The sequence below is a fragment of the Nitrospira sp. Nam80 genome, assembly GCF_965152575.1.
This window is the reverse complement of the sequence record NZ_OZ224216.1, coordinates 1,654,242-1,675,885: the sequence shown is the minus strand read 5'-3', so window position 1 is coordinate 1,675,885 and position 21,644 is coordinate 1,654,242. Positions and strand designations below refer to the sequence as shown.

The window sequence follows — 21,644 nt, the reverse complement described above, 5'->3', positions numbered from 1 at the left end:
TCGGCGGTCCTAAAGTCGGTCTTTTAATAGACGAGGGCGCCAAGAAAAAGTACAATGCCGCCATAATTTTATCGGCCTCGCCTCGCGAGCGGAAATACGTCACCGTCCCAGGGGGGTATACATGCAAAAAACCCGCATCATCTGCACGATCGGCCCTGCCACGGAGTCCTATGACATGTTGCAGAAATTGTACGAGGCGGGCATGAGCATTGTCCGCCTGAATATGTCCCACGGCGATCACGACTCCCATGCCAAGGTCATCCAGCACATCAAGACGCTCAACAAGAAAATCAAGTTTCCCATTCCCATTCTCCTGGACACGCAAGGTCCGGCCATTCGCACGGGCGACCTCTCCAACGAGTTGGATCTGCGGCAGGGCGCCATCGTGACCGTCACCACGCGCGGGCCAATGGATGTTGAAGAGAGCTCCATTCACATCGACTATGCCGACTTGCTGGAGCAAGTCAACGTCGGGGACAAAATCACCGTGGACAACGGGCTGATCAATTTCGAGGTGCTGGAGAAGACCGAACGCCACATGCGGTGCCGTGTGTTGGACGGCGGGCTCTTGAAGAGCAAGCGCCACGTGAATCTTCCGGGCATCCGGGTCAACCTGCCGGCGATCACGCATAAGGACACCAAGGATATTCTGTTCGGTCTGGAACGGGACGTGGACTTCATCGCCTTGTCTTTCGTACGCGAGGCGGAAGATATCCGGCAGCTCAAGGCGCTCATGGGTGACAAGGTTGGGAAGGTGAAGATCATCGCGAAGATCGAGGATCAGGAAGGGGTCCGGAACCTGGAAGAGATCATCAAAGAATCAGACGGCATTATGGTCGCGCGTGGAGATCTGGGGGTGGAGATCAACCTGGAAGATCTCCCGAACGTCCAACGCACGATTGTGCGCAAGTGCGCCGAGTACGGCAAACGCGTGATCGTGGCAACCCATCTCCTCGAATCCATGATCCACCATCCGCACCCGACCCGCGCCGAGGTCACCGACGTGGCCAATGCAATCTATGAAGAGACCGATGCCGTCATGTTGTCCGGTGAGACCACGGTCGGGAAATATCCGGTGCGGTGCGTCGAATATCTCCGCAAAATTGCATTGAAATCCGAAACGATACCCGGTTTGCAGTTTGCGAAACACTTGCGGAACGCGGGCAACAAGCAGCAATTAGCGGCGGCGGCCGTTCAGCTCGCCGAGGGGGTCAAGGCCAAGGGCATCGTCGTGATCACCAGACGGGGCCTCATGGCCGATCTCGTCGCCAACTGCCGGCCGTTCTCGACGAATATCTATGCCTTTACCAACATGAGTCAACCGCGACGAACGATGATGCTCAACCGCGGTGTCTTTCCGTTCAAGATCGATTTCAGCTCGGACCCCGAAAAAACTCTGCAAACGGCGTTCCGGATCCTGAAGGACCGGGAACAGTTTCAGATCGGGGATAAGGTGGTGATCATCTCGGACGTCTTGGCCGAGCAACGGGTCGATTCAATTCAGATTCGCGATGTCCCGTCGGACGACGTCCAGTCCGAAGCATGCTGAGCTTACCGGAGCGTCATGCCGGCCCACTCAACATCGGTGAGTGGATGCCGCCGGTCGCCCCGCTTCTCTCAAGAACCGGTCCGGGAGAGGGAGTTTGGCGGACCGGTACTCGCAGGGTCGGCTGCTTGATCCGCTGAAGGCCGGAAGGATGCGCTATTGCTCGTAATTCTCGACGACCTGCGGGGGGCGGACTTCCGCGTCGTCCGGGTCGAGCCCGACGTCGCGAAGAGCGCGCCGCTGTCGCAGAAGGTCCCAGCACTGATCCAGTTCGACCTGGAGCTGGGCGAGCCGCTTCCGATCGGACTTCGAAAGCGCCGCTTTCTCGTACAGCCGGTGTTCCTCCGCAACCAGTTGCTGAATGTAGTTGAGGACAGGCTGATCCTCGGGATGATTCTCCACACGAGCCTCCTTCCATCCGACCGGGATGGAATGGTGTGATGTTACGCCCACGCCGGTCCTCGGTCAACCGATGGGGGCCGGCCAGCTCGCCGATCTTTCCTCCGTAAACAGTCCATATCGACATACGCCGTTTCCGGTTCGGGCACCCATCCTGCGCGACGAATAAATGGACCGGAAAGACACTAAAAAAGTAGAATGGCGCGTTTATTACATGCGCCGCTCGCCAGAGCTCACTAACTTTGGAGCGCAAGCCAATGGGAATCACAGAAGCCTATACCGTCACTGTCCTGCTGGATGTCAACGATCTCCAAGACGTCGACGACAGGGCCGAAAGCCGCAGCTATATCGTCGCCGACCGCCATTCCCGACAGGCGGTGATCATTGACCCCGTCATCGAAAACGTCGAACGCGATCTCCAAACAGTCAATGAGTTGGGCCTGACGCTCGTTTTTGCCGTCGAAACGCACATCCACGCCGACCACATTACCGGCGCCTCGGTCATCAAGGATCGCACCGGCGCCCAAATAGTCTATGGCAGCGGCGCAGCCGGCGCCGTGACAGGAGCGGATCTGTTCCTCCACGAGGGACAAGAGCTGCGCTTCGCCGACACCGCGCTCAAGGCACTCGCCACCCCCGGCCACACGGACGGGTGCACCTGCTATGTCCTTCCCGGGGCAGTCTTTACGGGTGACACCCTGTTCATCCGCGGCAACGGCCGGACGGATTTTCAAGGCGGCTCCCCGGAGAAGCTTTTCGATTCCGTCCGCAACAAATTATTTGCGCTGCCGGATGATACGGTCGTCTATCCCGGTCACGACTATCACGGCAGGGTCTCGTCGACCATCGGCGAGGAGAAGCGATTCAATGAACGCCTGAACCTTTCGATCGACAAAGATACATTCGTTGAGATGATGAAGAAGAGAAAAATGCCCCGGCCTGCGAAAATGGATATCGCCTTACCCGCCAACATGAGAGCAGGCCGCATGGTGGATGCAAAGAACACTCACGATGTGGTTCGTGCCGATCGCGCATTAGAGCGAAACCCGCTTCCATAGCCACATGGCCGGTGCGAGATCCGCAGACCTTCCTTCAGGCTTCCGCTATATTCCGGACTTTCTTTCCGACTCGGACGAGCGCGAATTGATCCGGTTTGTCCGAACGCTGACGTTCAATGAGGTCCGCATGCACGGCGTGGCGGCGAAACGGCGCACCGCCCACTTCGGTCGGGTGTACGGCTATGAGACATGGGACATTATGCCGGGACCACCGATTCCTGACGCGCTTCTTCCGCTGCGCGAACGCGCGGCCGGTCTCGTCGGTGTGGCGGCCGAATTGTTCGAAGAGATCTTGATTACGGATTATCCACCGGGAGCAGGCATCGGCTGGCACCGCGATGCACCCATGTTCGGACCAGCCGTGGTCGGCGTCTCATTACTGAGTCCGGCGCGATTCCGGTTTCAGCGGCGAATGGCTCAGGAACGACAAATCGCCGAATCACTCCTCGAGCCGCGCTCGGCTTATGTCTTGACCGGCGAGGCACGCTCGTCCTGGCAGCATTCAATACCCGCCGGAAAACAACAACGATACTCGATTACCTTTCGAACTCTGAGAACGGCAGGTAACAGTTTGATGACGGAGGGAATCTCGATCCCGACTGGGAGGTCCGGCCGATAGGTCGTACACCATTCAGTTCAGCCGGCGTCGCCCGTTCCAACCCGGGAAGGGTGCCGTTCCAATGCAAGGATCACAGCTCGATACAATTGCTCGTCGGCCATATCCTTGGTCAGATATTCCGAGGCGCCGGCTGCTTTCATGATGGATTCGACTTGGGCGGACTTTTGCACGGATAATCCAATCACGGTCATTGCGGGACACGGCCTAAATTCTTCTGCCAGCTTCACTGTTTCGAGTCCATCCACGGCTTCCCCACGATTCGTATATTCGTATAGCTCTCCAGAATCTGTTTTCGCGCCTTTAACCCCGTTCATCAGCAGCTCGCGCGCAGGCTGAAAGATAAGGATGGCTTGATCTTTTTCGGGATTAATGGAAGACGAGTGTCTTTAATCGGAGAGACGGTCAGGGACGTAAGGGAACGCGTGCAGGTAGAGAAATCGTCGTTGGAAGAAAGTCGAACCGGCCGCCAACCTTACGAACCGGTATCGATAGAAGGAAGGAGATGTTGCGGAAGAAACTGCTCGCCGCCGGTAATACTTTTGAGAGCGTGGTAGGCCTGCACGACATAGTACCGATATCGGCTGGCGGAATAGTTGGAGAGTATATGGCCGAACATTTCCGCCGCCAAACGCGGCTGTCCCACGACACGGGCTTGGTATCCGGCAAGCAGCGCGCAAGATGCGGCCATCGCCTTGGGATCGACCGCCAGGCGGGTCGGCTGGTCGAGAATCAGCCGCTCAAGTTGGTCCGGAACTAACGTCGCGTCTTTCTCGCCGGCAAGAGCCTGTACCGTTTGGTCAAGATGCAACGCATCCGCCTTCATTTCCTGAGGGTCCTCGCTTTTCTGGCAATGCCGGTACGTTTTCCAAAGGTCTGAGAAAGAAGCCTCGTGAGGAGCGGGCTTCGACGATGTCCCGGATTGGCATCCGATCGTCCCAACAATAAACAGCACCAGACTAAGCCGCCACAGTGTCTGCATCACCTACCTACCGGCCGGCAAAGAGCCGCGGCGTCAGTACCGGCTCGTGGAGGACCGCACGTACGGCGCACAGAAAGAGGGAGGCTTCATAAGGCTTCTGCAGCCATGCGACCGGCTGCCAGATATTCGCACAATCAGTTCCATCATTCCATTCGTTTGACGAGGCCGGCGCCGGCTCGCACGTCATGCCGTCTGGATAGCGTCGTAGAATAACCGCCGCCGATCCCTGCGCAGAAGAATTCATAAGAACCGCATCATACCGGCGTGTGTTGATCTCGTACCGGGCCTCTCGAAGGTCATGGACTGCCCGGACACCGTACCCGTCTTCTTCCAGAATATAAGAAACCAAGAGTCTGGCGATTTCGTCACAGTCCACCACCAAAATCTGTTTCTCATGAAAAGCCATAACAACCTCGTGCTTCTTATTCAAGAGGCCAAGGACTTCGCGGTTCAATCCTTTATGGTGAGTGGCTCTACTGCACGCGCGGCAAGCATGTGGTCAAATTAGCATTCAGCCACAAGTCGAGTTAAAGGAGCGGAGATGGGCGTCAACGCGCCGCATCCTCGCTTCCGTTCAGAAACACACTCACCGCCCGCGGCTGTCTGCATGCGCGAGTACCGGTGACTTGGACTTTCGGTTGAAAACGGTTTTCCAAGATGGTGGCATCCTCTACACATCCACAATTGATGCACCGCTTTATCTCGAGCCACTCTTGACTCGTGCCTTCGGCACAGTTGATCACGGTCTCCGCGCTCATCAACCCATTACATCGTTCACAGCGCATTCGAGTATCCTTCGCGGAAATGTTCGGATAGTTGATTCGTTTCCAACGCTCGCTTCTTTCTAGACAAGAGCGCCTCCGTACCATGCATGAATGCTGCAATAACTAGTCCCACGGAGAGGGTCACTGGCCGGGCCACAACCTCCATCAAACTCTGCGAATCAGAGATGTCGCTTAATGAGGCTTGCACAATGCACAAATATTCGCACCTGCACCCGGGTGCGTATCCGCTCGAAATCGCGCCTGTTCCAAACGTGCCTTGAGGTTGTCGGTTCCCTTCTCCTGCCAAGCCCTTGGTTATTGGAGCAAACACTTTACCCAAACGCAGCGATTGGGCACGGGCCGCACAGATCAACCAAGGGGTGAATGATTGGATAGATGCGGTGGAAGACTATGGAAGACTTGCAATCACGGCAATCGGGTCAGCGGCAAAGACATTCGCCGCCCATACCAAGAGAGCGGTCAATACCAACAGCCCCCACATCAACTCCCGATCTCCCCATCTATGATTTGCCCAAAGTTTATTTTTCATCCCGCAACCTAGGTGTGGGTTCAATAGCCAACCGTGAAAAGCAACGGGCATGCCACCGGAGAATTGATAGGGATTCAAGATGATTTTTATCAAATGAGGGCAAAAAACGAGCGATCCTGCACAATTCGCACTGTGCGAAATGAACAATAGAGGAATGATCCGGCAATCGCGCCGGATCTATCCATAGGGATGCGGGACGCATCCTTGGATCTTGAATCGGCAAGACAATCGGGAAGCAGATCGTCCGAGCACCTCGTTCGGCGTCCGGACAATCAACGTGGAGCAGGATGCCAGACGCAGCAATGTCCGCCACGGCAATCCAGATCGCCCGGCATATCTGTGTTTTCGGTCGGATCCGTGCAGCATCAATAAGTCGAAGTTCAAGCCTTCTCTGAGTAGGACTGTCGAGGGATTCTCTCGTAATGTCCGTCCCCTCACCCGAAGAAGCGGCCCGTTCAAGGAACGCACCATCCGGTTCACGAAAAACCGGGCATTGCCGGCCGCCGTATTTTTCCAAAACCGTACCGAAAGGGGTCCGATCGGTTCACCTCGCTGCGATTGGGGCAGCAGGCAAAGAACCGTCAACTCAGCCGATTCTTTGAAGGGAAAGGCGCGTAGCCATCGCTCCAATGCGACCATATCTTCGGCCTCTTGGACAAGTGCCAGCACCCGCATGGGACTGCACCACGGTTTTCTCACGACCAAAGTCGAACAACCGGCATTCAAGCAGATCCGATGCGAGACACTGCCTATGGTCCGGCCAACATGTTCGCGTGCACCTCGCTGTCCTACCACAATCAGTGCCGCGCCGACGGTGTGGGCGGCTTCGGCTACGACGCTGGCCGGAGCCCCGGCATTGCAGATTTCCCGGGTGGAGATATTATTCTTCTGAATGAGCGATGACACCCATTTCAGACTGCGACTGGCTGAGGCAACGGACATTTCCTGGTGACGGTTTGCAGATATACAAGGTCGAGATCCGGCGTGGCTATTCTGTACCCGGGGGTCGTGCGAAGTGTTCTGGAGCGCATGAACCAGGACCAATTCATCCGGCGCGTATAGTGCCGCGATGCGACGGACGCCGGCCAGTGAATCACCGGACCAATCCACACCCGCGACGACTCGAAACGGCCGGCGGCGGTGGATTGCTTCATCCTTGTTTACCATTGTCTCTCAACCCCGACTCTCTCCCCTGCCGTCTTCCGGCAAGCTATACGTAAAGCGCGCAGCACCTCGTCGGCGCCGAACGGCTTTTCGAGATAGGCGGATGCGCCCTGCTCCAATACCGGATCGCGAAGATCGCCCGTCACAGCAGACATCAGGACGACGGGCATTCCCGGGCTCGCTGTGCGGCAGTACGCCAAAATGTCGAATCCGGTCGGTCGAGGCATCTCCACATCCGTCAAAATAGCATCAAACCGTCTTTTCATCATTTCACCGAGCGCTTCGTCTCCCCCTGCCGCCGTATGCACACTGTAGCCATCCTGGGCCAACACGAGACACAGCAACAACCGAATTTGTTCATCGTCGTCCACTACGAGGATGCGTTTCCCATATCCGTCCATGGCAGGTCCTTTCTTCCACCACATCGATGGAAACGCGGCCGGTGGTCATCCTTCATTGCGTGTCACCACACCGTGCATGTCACCACACCGTCATCACACCGCCGCTCGGCGAATCCACGGCTCTTGCGCAATGCCGCAGCGCCGGGTAGTGGCGTCGATTGGCATGGATCACCGCATCCTCACGATTACCGCAGTTTACGCATCGCTTCGGATGACCCGTCGTCTTCCCTTGTAGGTCGTCGTAAGACAGATCAATCACAACCAAGCCGCCACAACGCGCGCATCGCATGAGCGTCCTCCTTTCCGACTGCCATCAGGACTGCCGAGAGCCTTGCACAATCACAGGACGGCTCTTCGTATCGGCAATGCTCATGTCAGCAATGCCCGTGCCATCGCATTGCACGCGCCTTATGCATAGGAATGGAGAGTGTTCACCGCGGCGCGACGCGAGTAGGGGAGCGCATCCGCACAACACGCACTGTGCAGACCGTTTGAGCAGACGGCTCACAACGGTGACGATATACCGGGCGCTTATCGTGGTTCCAGTTCCTCGGAAGGCAACCTTCGCGGTGGATCCATACTGCCGGGATTCAGAAGTAAGGGCATGCTTAGTTTGTCTGGAAGCAGCACAAACTTGGAGTTCTGGCTGTCATACAGTTTGAATTGAAGATAGGCCGGGGTGATGGTCTTGGCGATCGTTTCTTGAGCCTTCGCTTGACCGGCTGCTCTGATGCGCATCCCTTCGGCTTCACCTTCCGACCGGATGCGAATCGCGTCGCCTTCACCCCGCGCGCGGCGACGCGCGATTTCGGCATCTTTCTCCGCGATGGTCAACTCAAATTCTTTTTGTTCCTTTTCTTGCTCTTTCGCCTGTTTCCGCTCGACCGCTTCCAAAACAATCTTCGCCAGCTCAATTTCAGCCAGCGCGACGCTCGCGATCTCGAGATGCCGGCCCTTCAGTTTTTCCACCACGACCGCCTGGACCTTGCTGGCGATCTCGGTGCTTTTTTCCGGCACCGTGACCATCGCATAGCCGGAGACAACACTGCGGACGGCGGCCAAGAGTTCAGGCTTGACCACGCGCGGGTAAAAATCCGCTCCGATCTCTTGCGCCAGGAAATAGACTTCTCCCGGGATCGGTCGCATGATGACGGCGGTCCGCAGCTTCACCAAAAGATCGTCCGAGCTCAACGCATCGACGGTCTCGGTATAGCTTTGCCATCGGACATCGTATACATAGACATCGTTCCACGGGGCTCTCCAATAAAATCCGGCCTGCAGAGGCTCCGAAGACAAGCCTTCGGTGAACGGATGCCAGAACAATCCGCGCTGTCCCGGCTGCACACTGGTGCCCGCGCAAGCCGCAGTCAAAAGCGGCAGAACGAACAAGAGGAAGGGAACGATCGCTGTCGGTCGTTGACGCATGGCAGCCTCCCTGTAAGACTATTTCGGAAATGTGCTTTCGGTCCGAGCCGGCGCGGAGAGGACGCTCCCGGAAGGCGCACTATACTCGTCGGCGAGGCGTTGCCGGTCCTCTGCTTCCTGCCGATAGTATTCGCCGAGCAGACGAGCGCCGGCGACCCAGTCCGATTCGTCACCGAACAATGGACGATACGCCGTGGCGCGCTCCGCCATTTCATCCGCCTTCTGTCGAAACATGATGGCTTCTTTTCTATAGAATTCGCTGAGGGCGCGCCGGTCGGCGGTCGTTTCAGTCGAGTGAAAGTCCAGAAGTTTGGGAGAGGCGCTGCACCCCTGAATGTGAAGCATAGAAGTCATGAGCGCAACGATCAGCCGTAGCGGAGCCTGGAACATGAATGGATCTCCACACACCACACCGGTCCCGGCCTTTCCGGGCCTGTGTCTCAACCGGGTACGGGGATTAGCAGGATGTTGAAGAAGCCCTCCAGCTTTGTTCTCGGCGCGCAGAAGTTCAATGTACAGAAAAGAGTGCGCCTCACCTCTTCGCTGGCTGCGCCTCGCTGGAAGGCCTTTTAGAACATCCTGGTGGTACTCTTATTTACCTTGAAACATCCGAGTGAGCAATTTGCCATGGTGCAAGATTCGTTTTTCAACAGCCTGCTAGGCTGTGAAGAGCAATTGTCGGTCCGAGCATGTTGAATTCCTCTCCGATGGACCCGCAACCCAATGCATCATGATCTCGCCTTGTTCCGAATGACGTTGTTTCAACCATGGACACAAGAGACGATCGGCCATCACGCCGGGTCGAGTTCGCACAGTGCGGCCAGTGCGCAACCGCGCAGTGTGAGGGCGTGGTGAGATCGACGGAACTCTTTCAATCAGTGAATCGATTGTTTACACTCGGGCTTTGATGGTTGATGAGGCGCTCATCACGATGACACACTGGTTTGCCGCTCGTTCATGGTTTCCACCCGCAATTGAGTCTCCTTTCGAATCTCTCAGGACCGACTCTTCAACCGTCAGGCGACCGCTCCGACTATTCCACAGCAGAAAGGCGGCCTCATGGTCCGGGCGGCCCTGAAAAACCCCTTCGCCGTCGTCGCCATCAGCCTCATCATCGTCATCCTCGGAATCGTGTCCTACCAGAAGATGGTGGTGGACATCTTCCCGGAGATCAACATGCCGGTCGTAGCGGTGGCCACCTTCTACAAGGGCATGGGGCCATCGGAAATCGAAGGGGCCATCACGCTTCGTCTGGAACAGGCCTTTTTACAGGCCTCTTACATCGAACACATCGAATCGCGATCCCTTCCCGGCGCCAGCCTCATCAGGATTTATTTTCATTCGTCTTATGATGTAAATGCCGCGGTGGCCGAGATCACGAGCCTCACCTATTCGAATCTCCGCTATCTCCCCCAGGGTGTGTTTCCGCCGATCATCATCAAGTTCGGGGCGGCAAGCCTGCCGATTGCCGTTCAAACCACGAGCAGCGCCGCCATGTCGGAAAAGGAAGTCCGTGATCTGGCCTATTTCAATGTGCGGCCTCAATTGGGAGGAGTGCCGGGAATCGCCTTTCCGACCACATTTGGCGGGACCGTCCGTCAAATCACGGTGTTCTTGGATCCGGCCCTCATGTTGGCGCGAGGCATTTCCACGCACGACATCGTCAATTCGGTCAACGCGCAGAGCCTCTTGCTTCCCGCCGGGGGCGTCAAGATCGGTGATTTTGATTACAACATCTATACCAACAGCATGATCAAAGTCGTCGAACAAATGAACGACATCCCGATCAAGCTGGTCAACGGGGTTCCGGTTTTTCTCCGAGACGTTGGCAAAGCCGTGGATTCCACCATGGTGCAGGTCAATGTCGTTCGCATCAACGGCCATCGCGCCGTCTACCTGCCGATTCTCAAGCAGGCCGCGGCCAATACCATTCAGGTCATCGACGGCGTCAAGAACGCGCTTCCCAATTTGGTCGGGATCCCCCGCGATCTCACGGTCAAACTGCTGTTCGATCAATCACTCTACATTCGCCAGGCCATTCAAACCCTCGAGCACGAAGGACTCCTTGGAGGCGGCCTCGCGTGTCTCATGGTCCTGCTGTTCCTGGGGAGCCTCCGCTCGACGATCGTGATCGCCATGGCTATTCCGCTGTCGGTGACCGCCGCCTTCATCGGCCTCTACTTTACCGGCCATTCAGTCAACATCATGACATTGGGCGGCTTGGCGTTGCGCCGTGTTTGCCGGGTCATTGCTCATGGCCCCGCTCCTAGCAACCGAATTTTTCCCCAAAGTGGACGCTGGTTCCTTCATCTTGAATGTGTCGGCGCCGGAAGGAACCAGAATCGAAAAGACGGAGGCCATTGTCGCAAAGATTGAAGATCTGATCCGCCGGCAGATCCCGGAGCATGAACTCGATCAGATTGTCTCCAATATCGGACTCCCGCAGCGATGGATGGTCCTGTACTCGCCGGTCAACGATCCTCACCAAGCTTTTGTGCTCGTGAGCTTGACGCGAGAGCATCGGAGCAGAACGGATGACATCATCGCGCGATTACGAGGATCCCTTTATCAGGAATTGCCCGGCCTGAAGTTCAGTTTCCAGACGGGCGGTATTGTGAGCGATGTCATCAATGCAGGATTGCCCGCGCCGATCGATATCAAAGTGAGCGGGCCGACATTGGCCGAGTTGGCGGAGACGGCGGATCGCATCCGGGAAGCGGTGGCCGTGATCCCAGGAACGGCGGATGTGCAGGTCCGGCAAGGCATGGATTACCCGGAGATTCATCTCGATATCAACCGCGCCAAGGCCGCCTATGTCGGGCTGAACGTCCGGCAGGTCGTCACGGATTTGATCACTGGACTCGCCTCCAACGTCACACTGAATCCGGGTTATTGGATCGATCCCCGCACGAACAATGCTTATTTTGTCGTCACACAGTTTCCGGAGCAATTGCTGGTGGAATTTGACGACTTCCTGAATCTGCCGCTGATCGGAACTCAGGTGGAACATCCGGCGACCGCGAGTATCGGTGGGAATCTCTTGAGGGGAAGCTCTCTAGTTCTTTCGCAGACACCGTTCCCTGAGCGGCCCCGTCTGCCGGGCGTCACGAGGAACGGGGGGACGCCGATCGTGTTGCGCGATCTCGTCGATGTCACGCGCCGTACGGGGCCGGAAGTCGTGGACCATCACAATCTCCAGCGGACTATGGATGTTCTCGTCAGCGTCCCGGGAAACGATCTGGGACATGTCGCCGGAGCGGTGGAAGGAGCCGTGGGAGGTCTGGCCATCCCCGAGGACGTCAAAGTCACCTTGAAAGGCGAAGTGGACAGCATGCGCGCGGCCATGAAAGGGTTCGCCGGGACGCTGCCGCTCGCCATGGTCTTGATCTATCTGGTGATGGTGGGATTATTCCGGTCCTGGATGGACCCATTCGTCATCATGTTTGCGGTGCCGCTCGGTTTCATCGGGGTTATCTGGATGCTCCTGGCGACCGGCACCTCCGTCAACGTCGAATCGCTCATCGGCACGCTGATGATGATCGGAATCGTCGTCTCCAACAGCGTCCTGCTCGTGGATTTCGCCAATAATCGGCTGCAAGAGGGCATGCCGCTGGAAGAGGCCGTCGTCGAAGCGGGCCGACTGCGCATTCGGCCGATTCTCATGACGTCCCTGGCGACCATCATCGGCCTCGCTCCGATGGCGCTGGGGCTCGGGGAAGGAAGCGAGGCCAATATGCCGCTCGCTCGCGCTGTGATCGGCGGATTAGGGGTTTCCACCGTCATGACCTTGCTGTTTATTCCCGTGCTGCATGCAACGCTTCGCCGTGGCCGATCGCCCCATATTTGGGCGCCGGAAGCAAAAGGAACTTGATATGATGGGGTTGCCCTCTATGCCATTCAACGTAGGAGAACTATGCCTGCTTCGCCGGCGACGAACGATCCCCTGGTGTCGGCTTCTCACCGGCGAAGCGGGAGGCTGACGCTTATGTTGTTGGGGGCGGGTGTCTTGTTCCTGGTCATTCTGGACCTCGTGTTCTTCCTCGGTCGCGAACCGACGTCCTCTTCGCCGCCGCTCAGTGAAGACAAGCTCGGCGAGCAATCGGCCGTGCGATCCGTCCAAGTCATGAAACCGCAACGCCGCGACATCACACACACCTGACCTTGCCCGCCAATATTTCACCCTGGTATCAGGCGACGCTCTACGGCAAGGTGTCCGGATATCTGAAATGGATCGGATTCGACAAAGGGGACATCGTCAAGAAGGGAGAATTGCTGGCCGTGATTGACGCCCCGGAGATCGCGGATCAATTTCATCAGGCGCAAGCTGATTACGACATCAAGCGTGTGACCTATGAGCGCTATCTCAGCGTGTGGGAGGAAAACCATGACATCATCGCCAAACAAGACGTAGATGTCGCCAAAGCCGCGGCCCTGTCGGCGAAACATCTTCGCGACAGCCGGAAGACTTTATTGGACTACACCAAGGTCTACGCCCCATTCAACGGAACCATCACCGCTCGCTTCGCCGATCCGGGCGCCTTGATCCAGGCTGCCACCGGTTCCGTGACACAAGCGGCGCCGCTGTTTACGATCATGGACATGGAGACAGTCCGGGTCTATGTCAACGTACCGCAGGAAGCCGCCTTTCTCGCGAAACCCGATATCCCGGCGACACTGACCGTGCGGGAACTGCCCGACCACCGCTTTGAAGGGGTCATTTCCCGAACGACGGAGGCGTTGGATCCGTCAACCAGAACCTTGCTCGTCGAGATCGATCTTCCCAACAAGGAACGCGTGCTCCAACCCGGAATGTTTGCGGATGTCACGCTCCGGCTTCAACATCATCCGAATGCGCTGGTGATTGCCCCGGCAGCCATTGTTCCCGAGCAGGGCACACAGGCGAAGTCGGTCTTCATCGTCGCTCATGATCGAATCAAATCCGTACCGATCAAGACCGGCATAGACGACGGCGTATGGGTGGAAATCCTCAACGGTCTGACCGGCAATGAAGATGTCGTCGTCGTCGGCAAAGGCGGGCTCAACGAAGGTGAGCTTGTGAAGGCGAGTCCCTACAACCTGCCGGCCGGAAAGCCGGCCCGGCAAAAATTATGATTCATCCCTTCTCAATGTCCGCATAGTAAGTTTCCAACAGCCTCGCTCGCGCCTGCTCGATAAAGAGAATCTGTCGCTGATCGAACGTATTGGCCGCGTAAAGATAGAGCAGTCCCTCAGCCTTTCCAAGCTCCGCATGGAGTTGCCGCCCGTCCGGCCCTTCTCTCGTAAACTCTTTCACCACCTGACGGGCCGCCAATGATTGCCATACAGACTGCGCGGAGGCCGCATGGTTCTCATACAGCGGTTCGTCTCCAATGCCGGTCCGCCGCCTCAACGAGTTAAAATCGACCACGGCGCCCTCTTCTTCCGGTAGTTCACTCCATTCACGACCGGCCGTCTGCGCTCCTCGTCCCAAGACATAGAACGGCCCGTCTTCCGTTACCTCTTCGACCAAGGCATAGCGAATAGGCTGAGGCGCTTCTAAGAGACAAAGCCCTCTGGCCGCCAACGCTCGTTGAAACGGGACCCGCCTCGCATGGAGTCTGGCTTTCTCGAAAACAATCATACGGCCTTCGCGCCCCAACACCGATACGACGCGGTCCAGCCTGGGCGCCAATCCGGTCCGCGTTTCGAACGTGGTTTGTCGGGCGCCATCGCGCCCTCGCGTAAACGTATCCCACCGATCGCTCGGAATCCCTGGATCCCGTTCCGCCTGCAGCAATGCGTGAGTCGCGACCACTAGGTCATAGAATCCGGCAACGGCCTCACGATCAAAATCGATCGTGTGAAATTCGACATTGCTCAAATGAAACTCGCCTGCCCGGCGACGGGCATAGTGGATCGAAGCGGAGGACCGATCCACCCCCACAAATCGAACATCGGGATACTGTCGTGCGAAATAGGTGGTCAGAATGCCGATGCCGCAGCCGAAATCAAGAACCGCACGCGCCGGAGCGATATGGGCCGCCACACGAGGAGCGACGGCGAGGTAATATTCGTACCGTTGGCTATAGAGGGCTGGAATCAGAGACGGTTCAGCCGCCGCATCGTAAAACGCGGTTTCTTCATCCGGCCCCGCATCAGGGGCCTGCTTTCTTGTGATGCAGGCATGGAGGCGATTGAGATCCGCCGGCGACACCGTCTGTCGCTGCCAGGCAAAGTAGGCCGTATCCGAGGTGAAGTGTCGCAGTCCCCATTCTGCGAGGTGGGCTGCTAGACCGGGCTGCTCGGTTTGGTTGGGATTGGTCGTCGTTGTCAAAAGGAAGAATTGGTGATTTGGTGGTGATCTCAAGAAGTCTTATCACAACTCGTTGTCACCCGCCCGCCCCACGCACCTTTTTCACCCGCCGCATCCCCCGGCTGCTTCGCAGCCGGCTGCCCGGGAACGTGCGCTCTCCCAAGGGTCAGTAGCGTTTCAGCATGATGGCATCTTCGTACGTCAAAGGAACCGGATGAGGCTGGCGAAGCTGGCCGGTTCCAAAGACGACATATTTTTCACACGTCAGATGTTGCGGTCCGATCGGCCCGCGCGCATATACACGGGATGTGCTCATCCCGATGTCCCCACCCAAGCCCAGCGAATCGCCGGCATTGAGCCGAGTCGACGCGTTCACCAACACACCGCCCGCATCCACTTCTTTGGTGAAGCGCAAGGCCGAATCGTAAGACTTTGTCACGATCGCGCAGGTATGGCTCGGTCCATAGACGGCGATATGAGCCAGCGCGTCATCCATGTTTGCCACCATCTTTACCACCAGCGTCGCCGCCTGGAATTGCTTCGACCAGTCCTCATCCGTCGCAGGCCGCACGGATTTGTGTCCACTCATCGACATTTGCCCCATCAGGGCGACGGTCTTGGGACAGCCCAAAACTTCAACCTTGAATTCATCGAGCAATCGGAGAATGAGGGCGGACAAGAGCGGACGCGCAATCGCCTGCTGCACCAGCAGCGTATCGACGGAATTGGGGGCTCCCGGCAGCTGGGCTTTGGAATTGATGACGATGTTCTGCGCCATTGGAATATCCGCGTCCTCATCGATGTAGATATGCGTGATGCCCGTGTCATGACACAGAATCGGCATCTTTGCCTGATCCAGCACCGCGCGCCGGAGGCCGGGCCCACCGCGAGGAATGATTCCGTCCAGTGCCTTCCCCGACCGGATCAACTCGAGCGCCGCTTCCTTCTCCGGGCGTTCGAGAATGGTGAACGCGCCCGGCGGGATGCCGGCCTGTTCAGCGGACTCAGAGAAACCGGCGGCAAGCACATGGTGAGTTTTGCTCCATTCCGGTGCGCCGCGGAACACACAGACATTCCCTGATTTGAGGCAGAGCGCGATGGATTCCGCCGTTGTGAGCGGCTTCATTTCCGAGATCACACCGATCACTCCCAGCGGCACCCGGACGACATTGACTTGAAGGCCGTTCGGTTCATCCCGGCGATCCCTCACTTCTTCCAGTGGATCCGGCAAGTCTGCGATCAGCCGGAGGCGGTCCACCATGACTTTGACGTCGTCGGCGTTCATCCTGACTCGCCCCACTGCTTCGCGAACCCGCTCCCGATTCGTTTCCCCGGCCAACGACTTCCCCACGGCTTCGACATCGTCCTCATTCGCTGCCAATATTGCCTCTTCATCTTGAGCCATGCGGTCGGCCATCATATGAAGGGCCTTGGCCTTTATCGGCCCGGGTAGCAATGAGAGAGCCTTGGTACATTCTCTCGATTTTTTCAATAGCTTATCGATATAAATCTTAACCGGAACTTCAGGCATGGGCGCCAGCCTCATTGTTCATTTACACATTGAACCATTGCATCAGTGCATCAATTCAAAGGAGTGCTTCAACGGTGTGCAATCGTCACTCATGCAATGAAATACTCCTTACGAGTTGGACTATAGCACGCGGTTTTTCAACGAGTAAATAACCGGGCTCGCCTTCTCTTTTCTTGTTGCGTCAGGACATAACTCAGCCAGCACCACCCAAGCATGAGAGGAATCATCGCCCAGGCCATGACCGTGATCGTGGCCCCGAGCGCTTTCACGCCGGTCACCAACCATCCGGTCGTCGCATCGCCGCCTCTCGAAATGGCCGTATCGATAAAATTTTTGGCTTTATACTTTTCCTCCCGGCTCACGACGGTGAACAGGACTTCCCGGGCCGGTTTTGCCAGTGCATATTCGGATACCCGGCGGATGACGATGAACGCCACAAAGAGCGGGATGGTTTGATACAGACCCAATAGAAAAAATCCCGCCAGACTCGCAGCGGGCAGTAAGGCAAGCGCCGCCGTCAGCGGGACGCGGGCTGTGACAAAGATCTGCGTCAGGAATGTCAGGGAACTCACCGCCAGATCTACGCCGGCGTAGAGTCGGGTACGTTCCAACGGCGACGTAATCAGTTGACCCACCACCTGAGCTTGCTCCAGGTAGAGAAACGTGGCGGTCATCGTGAGCAAGAGAATATAGCCGGCGATGCCTCCAAGATAAGCCGAAGAAAACACCAGCCTGATGCCGTTGAGAAGTCCGCCGCCGATGGGTTCGTCCACGGCTCGGCGGGCCGACGAGCCACGCGCTTTGGACCACGCATCGAGTCGCCGAATGCAAAGCACGCAGACGAGCAGCAAGAGCGCGGAGACCGCCATGAGATTGGCGATTGGGAACAAGTATGTCGAGACCGCGGTCACCGAAGGCCCAAGCAGAGCGCCCGCGCTGCCGCCGGCCGCAATCATGCCGAACAGGCGCTTGCCCTGATCCTCGGAAAATAGATCGACCATGAAACTCCAGAACACGGACACGACGAACAGATTGAAGACGGACAGCCACACGAAAAATGCACGGGCGACCCAGTCCGGGTAGACATGGCTTCTCATCAGGACGTAGAAGACCAACAGATTCGAAGCAAAGAATAGGTACACGGCCGGCAAGAACTGACGGCGCGAGAATCGAGACGACAGCCAGCCGAAGACCGGCGTAGCGGCCAGCAGCACGAGAAAGGTCGCGGTCATCATCCATGGCAGATGCCGGACTCCGCCCTCGATCGCCATTTCATCCCGGACCGGACGAAGTATGTAATACCCGCATAACAGACAGAAAAAATAGAAAAACGACCAGACCAACGGCACCACTTCATCCTCTTGGATTTTCAGCCATGCGGTCAGTCGCGCCTTCATCGATCAATCTTCTCCCGGCGGCGGAGTGTAGCAGGCAACTTTCACCTGCACGAGAAAAATTTGTTTGATAGAATGCCGCTTCCACGGAGACACGCGCTCATGACGATCGATGACGCCAGAACCCAATACAATTACTTGCTGACCTTAGCCATCAGGCGGGAAGAAGCCTTCGGCCCTCTGGCGCTGGCCTTTGTGCGGGACCCGGGGTTTCAGGACGCAGGGCTGACGGCCGAGGAGCAGTTTACGCTGTATACCGCGCTGGCCGACGTCTTTGCCCCCGAACCAAAGCGATATACGCACAAACTCGAATGTCTGCAGAAAGCCGAAGCGCTGCTTCCGCGAACCAGATTCTGGGACCCGGGGCTTGCGCGCCAGCTGCACCAGGATATTCAGAAGACGCAGGCGGAATTGGAGATTTACAACCAAGCGATGCGGGTCCCGCGGGACCACGACAAGGCCGTGCAGCATTTGATTGTCGAGACCGATGCGCCGGAGTATTTTCTGGACCTGGCTCAGAGACGTGCCGCGGCTTACTACCAAGACAAATATCGCATGCCGTCTCAGTCCAAGACGGCCCAGCATTTCGGCGGGACGCCCAAAGCATTCGACCCGGACAATCCGGCCATCCAAAAAGAATTCCCGGGCGCGTGCGCTCCATTCATGGCTGCCCGGACCAATGCATTCCATCTCCTGTTTCCATTCGATTTGAAGATCAGCCGCACTCCAGACGATCCATTGGAAGCGGGGGTGCGGATCTTTTATGCCAAGATGGGCTATTCCTATCCATTGCGGTATGAGATGGGAAAGCTATGCGGCTACCATGATGGACAGATGCTGGACATTCCGCTGGACGACATTAACCTGCTGTTCGTGTCGGCGTCCGGCTTGAAGGAGCCGGACTTCCGATATACGGTTCCTGACCAGCCGGAAGACGTGCCGCCGGAATTTGCCTACCCCCTTTCGGTCTTGAACATGGTGGGAACGCTGGGCCCCTTCGTCCAAGTCAGCTGCAAGTTCAAAGTCTGGTTCGATGCGTCGCGTATTTCCCTGCTCATTCAGGGCGCGCCCGACCTGAACGATTACGGGCTGCAAGGGGCCTGCGGGCTTATGACGCGATCCTACGCATCCGATCGTGTGGAGGCTTACGCGGCGTCCACCAGAGAGCCCTGGCAGGAAGGACTCAGTTATAACTTCGTCAATCTACATCTCGGCCTGCTACCCGGTCGGGAATCGGCAGTCATTCCGTTCAACACCCCGATCTTTTCGCTCTATCCCGTTCTGTCTCGGCAATCATTTCGCGTGGAGATAAAACCGGCGTGATCGATTTGCGCAGCGATACCGTTACCAAGCCTACTCCTCCGATGAGGGAGGCGATGGCCAGGGCCGAGGTCGGGGACGACGTCTACGGCGAAGACCCGACCGTCAATCGACTTCAAGAACAGGCGGCGTCGCTGCTTGGAAAAGCCCGCGCCCTGTTCGTTCCATCCGGGACCATGGGCAATCAACTCGCGATCCGGGCTCTGACTCAACCGGGTCAGGAAGTCATTGTCGAAGGTTCCGCTCATATCGTGCGGTACGAGCAGGGCGCCGCCGGGGCGCTGGCTGGCGTCCAACTTCATTGGGTGTCAGGCCGACGGGGGTTGATGACGGCGGAACAAGTAGAGGTGGCGATCAGACCGCGAGATCCTTATATGATCCCCACGGGATTGATTTGCCTGGAGAACACGCATAACAGCGGCGGCGGTTCGATTTACCCGCTCTCCACAATTGAACAGATTCGGGCGGTGGCGGATCGGCATGGCATCCCCATGCACTTGGACGGTGCACGGCTTTTTAATGCCGTCGCGGCGACCGGCGTGCCGGCATACGAATATGCCCGACATTTTGAGACCGTGACGTTTTGTCTGTCCAAGGGACTGGGCGCCCCGGCCGGTTCGCTGATCGCCACGGACGATACGGATTTGCTGGAGCGGCTCAGGCGCTTCCGTCGCATGTACGGAGGGGCGATGCGGCAATCCGGCATCCTCGCCGCAGCCGGCCTCTACGCGTTGGCGCATCACATAGAGCGGTTGAAAGACGATCACGACCATGCCAAGGAGTTGGCGCGCATCCTTCACGCCATTCCTTCCGTGTCGGTCGATCCGGATGATGTGGAAACCAATATTCTCTTCTTCGAGGTAAAGGAGGCCGGCCGCCCCTCCGCGGACATCGCCGGTGCCTTGAGACAGGAGGGGCTTCTCGTCAGCCCGGTGGGGGGATCGCGCTTTCGCGCCGTGACTCATCTCGATGTCGGATCAGCGGACATCCGGCATGCGGGAACGATTCTGAGCCGCGTGCTCTCGGGACCGGCTTCGTTGACAGGCCCTCGAGACGCTCTTTAGAATGCCGCGAGGCGTTCCTGTCAGGCAACAAGAGCGAAGCAGGCCGTGCAAGTCGTCTCATTCAAGCAAATCAGTCAAATTCTTGAACTCACCGACTCGCTGGGGCTCAACCGCGAATGGGTCGAGATTCCTTTGTCGCCCGAAGGTTCGGGAACGGTCCGGAGGCTGTCCAACGGAAAATTGGAAATTGTCGTCGCAGCCGATCAGCCGTTTGATGAATGGCTGGCCGCCTTGAGTGAAACAATCGGGCGCGTACAGGATACCACGCTCCCCTAATGGATACCGCGAATGATGGATCCTGATATGCTCGCCTCCTCTCCAGAATCGCCGGGAGCCGTTCCCTCTGCCGCGGAACTCCAGGCGGAACTCGTAGCAGTACCGGCCCCGCCGGATCAGCCGGCGCCGGTCATGCCGCCGGGATATGACGGCGCGCTGGCGCAGGCATTGAGACATGTGCGAGGCAAACGCGGCGGTGATTTGGCTGCCGTCATTCTCGTCGGATCCGGAGCGCGGCGGGCAATCACCGCACACAGTGACATCGACCTTATTGTATTGGTCAAGGGCTCCGCGGAAGGCCATGAAATTGTGCGCGTCGGCGAGCGAGTGATCGATATCAGATACGGGGAACATACGGCCGTCAGTGAGGATATCGACCATTCTCCGCGTCTTCCGCCGCTCCTCCGAAAGGGCCGCATTCTTTACGACCATGACGGAATCGCGGCCAAGCTGATTGAAAAGGCCGCGCAACGTTTCAGGCTGGGTCCGCCGGCGCCGACCATCAATGAACAGATCCGATGGAAAGCGGAGTGCCTCCACTGGCTTGGAAAAGCGGAGGACATGGTCGATAAGCCGGCCACGGCCCAGTATCTGCTTCAGATTTTCTTTGACGAATCCGTGACCGCATTTTTCCGGCTTCGCGGTTTTTGGCTGACCGCGCCGGTCGATGTGCTGCGTTTCATGGCCTCGCGTGATCCCGCCCTCGGAGAAAAGGCAGCCCGATTCCTTTCCGCCGGCACGCTCGAAGAACGCTTCGATGCCGGCCGCCAATTCGCAGGCGCGCTCTTCAAGGACATTCCTCAGCCCGCTCGCATCGACTGATCCCCCACTCTTTCCTTGCATAAAACACCCGGGGAGCGTA

24 protein-coding genes are annotated in these 21,644 nt (G+C 57.6%); 11 read left to right on the top strand and 13 right to left on the bottom strand.

Annotated features, from left to right (window positions below):
• Positions 1-121 precede the first annotated feature (121 nt).
• On the top strand, positions 122-1,549 hold the full coding sequence (gene pyk / locus ACWGXE_RS07830; protein ID WP_447602673.1) for a pyruvate kinase: 1,428 nt from the start codon (positions 122-124) through the stop codon (positions 1,547-1,549).
• Positions 1,550-1,702: 153 nt separating this feature from the next.
• Here the strand turns inward: pyk and ACWGXE_RS07825 are convergent, their stop codons facing one another.
• Positions 1,703-1,948, bottom strand: a complete 246-nt coding sequence (locus ACWGXE_RS07825) for a DUF2630 family protein (protein WP_447603903.1) — start codon at positions 1,946-1,948, stop codon at positions 1,703-1,705.
• Between the two features lie 254 nt (positions 1,949-2,202).
• On the opposite strand from ACWGXE_RS07825, the gene ACWGXE_RS07820 reads away from it, so the two are divergent.
• Together ACWGXE_RS07820 and ACWGXE_RS07815 are read left to right on the top strand one after the other, a co-directional pair.
• Positions 2,203-3,003: an MBL fold metallo-hydrolase gene (locus ACWGXE_RS07820; RefSeq protein ID WP_447602671.1), complete on the top strand. Its 801-nt coding sequence runs from the start codon at positions 2,203-2,205 to the stop codon at positions 3,001-3,003.
• 4 nt (positions 3,004-3,007) lie between these two features.
• Positions 3,008-3,622 (top strand): alpha-ketoglutarate-dependent dioxygenase AlkB, encoded by a 615-nt coding sequence (locus tag ACWGXE_RS07815; protein ID WP_447602670.1) that lies wholly within the window; start codon positions 3,008-3,010, stop codon positions 3,620-3,622.
• A gap of 17 nt (positions 3,623-3,639) precedes the next feature.
• Here the strand turns inward: ACWGXE_RS07815 and ACWGXE_RS07810 are convergent, their stop codons facing one another.
• The 9 genes from ACWGXE_RS07810 to ACWGXE_RS07770 form a co-directional block, all read right to left on the bottom strand.
• Complete coding sequence (locus tag ACWGXE_RS07810) at positions 3,640-3,936, bottom strand: hypothetical protein (protein ID WP_447602669.1); 297 nt, start codon at positions 3,934-3,936, stop codon at positions 3,640-3,642.
• Positions 3,937-4,094: 158 nt separating this feature from the next.
• Positions 4,095-4,601 (bottom strand): hypothetical protein, encoded by a 507-nt coding sequence (locus ACWGXE_RS07805; protein WP_447602667.1) that lies wholly within the window; start codon positions 4,599-4,601, stop codon positions 4,095-4,097.
• 7 nt (positions 4,602-4,608) lie between these two features.
• Entirely contained in the window at positions 4,609-5,007 is a 399-nt protein-coding gene (locus ACWGXE_RS07800) for a hypothetical protein (protein WP_447602665.1), read from the bottom strand.
• Between the two features lie 767 nt (positions 5,008-5,774).
• Positions 5,775-5,915, bottom strand: a complete 141-nt coding sequence (locus ACWGXE_RS07795; RefSeq protein ID WP_447602663.1) for a hypothetical protein — start codon at positions 5,913-5,915, stop codon at positions 5,775-5,777.
• 177 nt (positions 5,916-6,092) lie between these two features.
• Positions 6,093-7,082, bottom strand: a complete 990-nt coding sequence (locus tag ACWGXE_RS07790) for a universal stress protein (RefSeq protein ID WP_447602661.1) — start codon at positions 7,080-7,082, stop codon at positions 6,093-6,095.
• The gene (locus ACWGXE_RS07785; protein ID WP_447602659.1) at positions 7,076-7,480 is read right to left on the bottom strand and encodes a response regulator; all 405 of its coding nucleotides are present in this window, start codon (positions 7,478-7,480) and stop codon (positions 7,076-7,078) included. The genes ACWGXE_RS07790 and ACWGXE_RS07785 overlap by 7 nt, the downstream gene beginning before the upstream one ends.
• Before the next feature lie 79 nt (positions 7,481-7,559).
• Positions 7,560-7,769 carry a hypothetical protein gene (locus ACWGXE_RS07780; RefSeq protein ID WP_447602658.1) on the bottom strand — a complete coding sequence of 70 codons (210 nt, stop codon included), beginning with the start codon at positions 7,767-7,769 and terminating at the stop codon, positions 7,560-7,562.
• Positions 7,770-8,011: 242 nt separating this feature from the next.
• Positions 8,012-8,905 carry a prohibitin family protein gene (locus ACWGXE_RS07775; protein ID WP_447602657.1) on the bottom strand — a complete coding sequence of 298 codons (894 nt, stop codon included), beginning with the start codon at positions 8,903-8,905 and terminating at the stop codon, positions 8,012-8,014.
• Positions 8,906-8,923: 18 nt separating this feature from the next.
• A complete protein-coding gene (locus ACWGXE_RS07770) occupies positions 8,924-9,295 on the bottom strand; it encodes a hypothetical protein (RefSeq protein ID WP_447602656.1) in 372 nt (123 codons plus the stop codon).
• Positions 9,296-9,964: 669 nt separating this feature from the next.
• Here ACWGXE_RS07770 and ACWGXE_RS07765 point away from each other — a divergent pair.
• From ACWGXE_RS07765 to ACWGXE_RS07750, 4 genes are read left to right on the top strand one after another with little or no spacing between them, the layout of a single operon-like run.
• A complete protein-coding gene (locus ACWGXE_RS07765) occupies positions 9,965-11,281 on the top strand; it encodes an efflux RND transporter permease subunit (protein WP_447602654.1) in 1,317 nt (438 codons plus the stop codon).
• Positions 11,196-12,776, top strand: coding sequence for an efflux RND transporter permease subunit (locus ACWGXE_RS07760; RefSeq protein WP_447602653.1), 1,581 nt, complete (start codon positions 11,196-11,198; stop codon positions 12,774-12,776). Before ACWGXE_RS07765 ends, ACWGXE_RS07760 begins: the two co-directional genes overlap by 86 nt.
• Positions 12,777-12,818: 42 nt before the next feature.
• Complete coding sequence (locus tag ACWGXE_RS07755; protein ID WP_447602651.1) at positions 12,819-13,064, top strand: hypothetical protein; 246 nt, start codon at positions 12,819-12,821, stop codon at positions 13,062-13,064.
• Positions 13,065-13,066: 2 nt separating this feature from the next.
• Positions 13,067-14,017 (top strand): efflux RND transporter periplasmic adaptor subunit, encoded by a 951-nt coding sequence (locus ACWGXE_RS07750; protein WP_447602649.1) that lies wholly within the window; start codon positions 13,067-13,069, stop codon positions 14,015-14,017.
• A gap of 1 nt (position 14,018) precedes the next feature.
• Here the strand turns inward: ACWGXE_RS07750 and ACWGXE_RS07745 are convergent, their stop codons facing one another.
• The 3 genes from ACWGXE_RS07745 to ACWGXE_RS07735 form a co-directional block, all read right to left on the bottom strand.
• Entirely contained in the window at positions 14,019-15,251 is a 1,233-nt protein-coding gene (locus ACWGXE_RS07745) for a class I SAM-dependent methyltransferase (protein WP_447602648.1), read from the bottom strand.
• Positions 15,252-15,363: 112 nt separating this feature from the next.
• Complete coding sequence (locus tag ACWGXE_RS07740; protein ID WP_447602646.1) at positions 15,364-16,728, bottom strand: glutamate-5-semialdehyde dehydrogenase; 1,365 nt, start codon at positions 16,726-16,728, stop codon at positions 15,364-15,366.
• Between the two features lie 137 nt (positions 16,729-16,865).
• Positions 16,866-18,125 carry an NTP/NDP exchange transporter gene (locus ACWGXE_RS07735; RefSeq protein WP_447602644.1) on the bottom strand — a complete coding sequence of 420 codons (1,260 nt, stop codon included), beginning with the start codon at positions 18,123-18,125 and terminating at the stop codon, positions 16,866-16,868.
• Between the two features lie 99 nt (positions 18,126-18,224).
• Between ACWGXE_RS07735 and ACWGXE_RS07730 the strand changes: the two genes are divergently transcribed.
• Genes ACWGXE_RS07730 through ACWGXE_RS07715 form a run of 4 tightly spaced genes read left to right on the top strand, consistent with a single transcriptional unit; the run spans position 18,225 to position 21,604 of the window.
• Positions 18,225-19,445: a hypothetical protein gene (locus ACWGXE_RS07730; protein WP_447602643.1), complete on the top strand. Its 1,221-nt coding sequence runs from the start codon at positions 18,225-18,227 to the stop codon at positions 19,443-19,445.
• 53 nt (positions 19,446-19,498) lie between these two features.
• Positions 19,499-20,506, top strand: a complete 1,008-nt coding sequence (locus ACWGXE_RS07725) for a threonine aldolase family protein (RefSeq protein WP_447602642.1) — start codon at positions 19,499-19,501, stop codon at positions 20,504-20,506.
• Between the two features lie 45 nt (positions 20,507-20,551).
• The gene (locus tag ACWGXE_RS07720; protein WP_447602640.1) at positions 20,552-20,782 is read left to right on the top strand and encodes a hypothetical protein; all 231 of its coding nucleotides are present in this window, start codon (positions 20,552-20,554) and stop codon (positions 20,780-20,782) included.
• A 12-nt stretch (positions 20,783-20,794) separates the two neighbouring features.
• A complete protein-coding gene (locus tag ACWGXE_RS07715; protein ID WP_447602638.1) occupies positions 20,795-21,604 on the top strand; it encodes a hypothetical protein in 810 nt (269 codons plus the stop codon).
• The last annotated feature ends 40 nt before the right edge of the window (positions 21,605-21,644 follow it).

What these genes read in the sequence shown, in the direction of transcription:
- ACWGXE_RS07790 (WP_447602661.1), bottom strand. Translation starts at nt 7,082, where the DNA reads ATGGTAAACAAGGATGAAGCAATCCACCGCCGCCGGCCGTTTCGAGTC.
- ACWGXE_RS07765 (WP_447602654.1), top strand. Translation starts at nt 9,965, where the DNA reads ATGGTCCGGGCGGCCCTGAAAAACCCCTTCGCCGTCGTCGCCATCAGC.
- ACWGXE_RS07715 (WP_447602638.1), top strand. Translation starts at nt 20,795, where the DNA reads ATGATGGATCCTGATATGCTCGCCTCCTCTCCAGAATCGCCGGGAGCC.
- ACWGXE_RS07730 (WP_447602643.1), top strand. Translation starts at nt 18,225, where the DNA reads ATGACGATCGATGACGCCAGAACCCAATACAATTACTTGCTGACCTTA.
- pyk (WP_447602673.1), top strand. Translation starts at nt 122, where the DNA reads ATGCAAAAAACCCGCATCATCTGCACGATCGGCCCTGCCACGGAGTCC.
- ACWGXE_RS07800 (WP_447602665.1), bottom strand. Translation starts at nt 5,007, where the DNA reads ATGGCTTTTCATGAGAAACAGATTTTGGTGGTGGACTGTGACGAAATC.
- ACWGXE_RS07755 (WP_447602651.1), top strand. Translation starts at nt 12,819, where the DNA reads ATGCCTGCTTCGCCGGCGACGAACGATCCCCTGGTGTCGGCTTCTCAC.
- ACWGXE_RS07785 (WP_447602659.1), bottom strand. Translation starts at nt 7,480, where the DNA reads ATGGACGGATATGGGAAACGCATCCTCGTAGTGGACGACGATGAACAA.
- ACWGXE_RS07805 (WP_447602667.1), bottom strand. Translation starts at nt 4,601, where the DNA reads ATGCAGACACTGTGGCGGCTTAGTCTGGTGCTGTTTATTGTTGGGACG.
- ACWGXE_RS07820 (WP_447602671.1), top strand. Translation starts at nt 2,203, where the DNA reads ATGGGAATCACAGAAGCCTATACCGTCACTGTCCTGCTGGATGTCAAC.
- ACWGXE_RS07735 (WP_447602644.1), bottom strand. Translation starts at nt 18,125, where the DNA reads ATGAAGGCGCGACTGACCGCATGGCTGAAAATCCAAGAGGATGAAGTG.
- ACWGXE_RS07740 (WP_447602646.1), bottom strand. Translation starts at nt 16,728, where the DNA reads ATGCCTGAAGTTCCGGTTAAGATTTATATCGATAAGCTATTGAAAAAA.
- ACWGXE_RS07815 (WP_447602670.1), top strand. Translation starts at nt 3,008, where the DNA reads ATGGCCGGTGCGAGATCCGCAGACCTTCCTTCAGGCTTCCGCTATATT.
- ACWGXE_RS07780 (WP_447602658.1), bottom strand. Translation starts at nt 7,769, where the DNA reads ATGCGATGCGCGCGTTGTGGCGGCTTGGTTGTGATTGATCTGTCTTAC.
- ACWGXE_RS07775 (WP_447602657.1), bottom strand. Translation starts at nt 8,905, where the DNA reads ATGCGTCAACGACCGACAGCGATCGTTCCCTTCCTCTTGTTCGTTCTG.
- ACWGXE_RS07795 (WP_447602663.1), bottom strand. Translation starts at nt 5,915, where the DNA reads ATGAAAAATAAACTTTGGGCAAATCATAGATGGGGAGATCGGGAGTTG.
- ACWGXE_RS07770 (WP_447602656.1), bottom strand. Translation starts at nt 9,295, where the DNA reads ATGTTCCAGGCTCCGCTACGGCTGATCGTTGCGCTCATGACTTCTATG.
- ACWGXE_RS07810 (WP_447602669.1), bottom strand. Translation starts at nt 3,936, where the DNA reads ATGAACGGGGTTAAAGGCGCGAAAACAGATTCTGGAGAGCTATACGAA.
- ACWGXE_RS07725 (WP_447602642.1), top strand. Translation starts at nt 19,499, where the DNA reads ATGGCCAGGGCCGAGGTCGGGGACGACGTCTACGGCGAAGACCCGACC.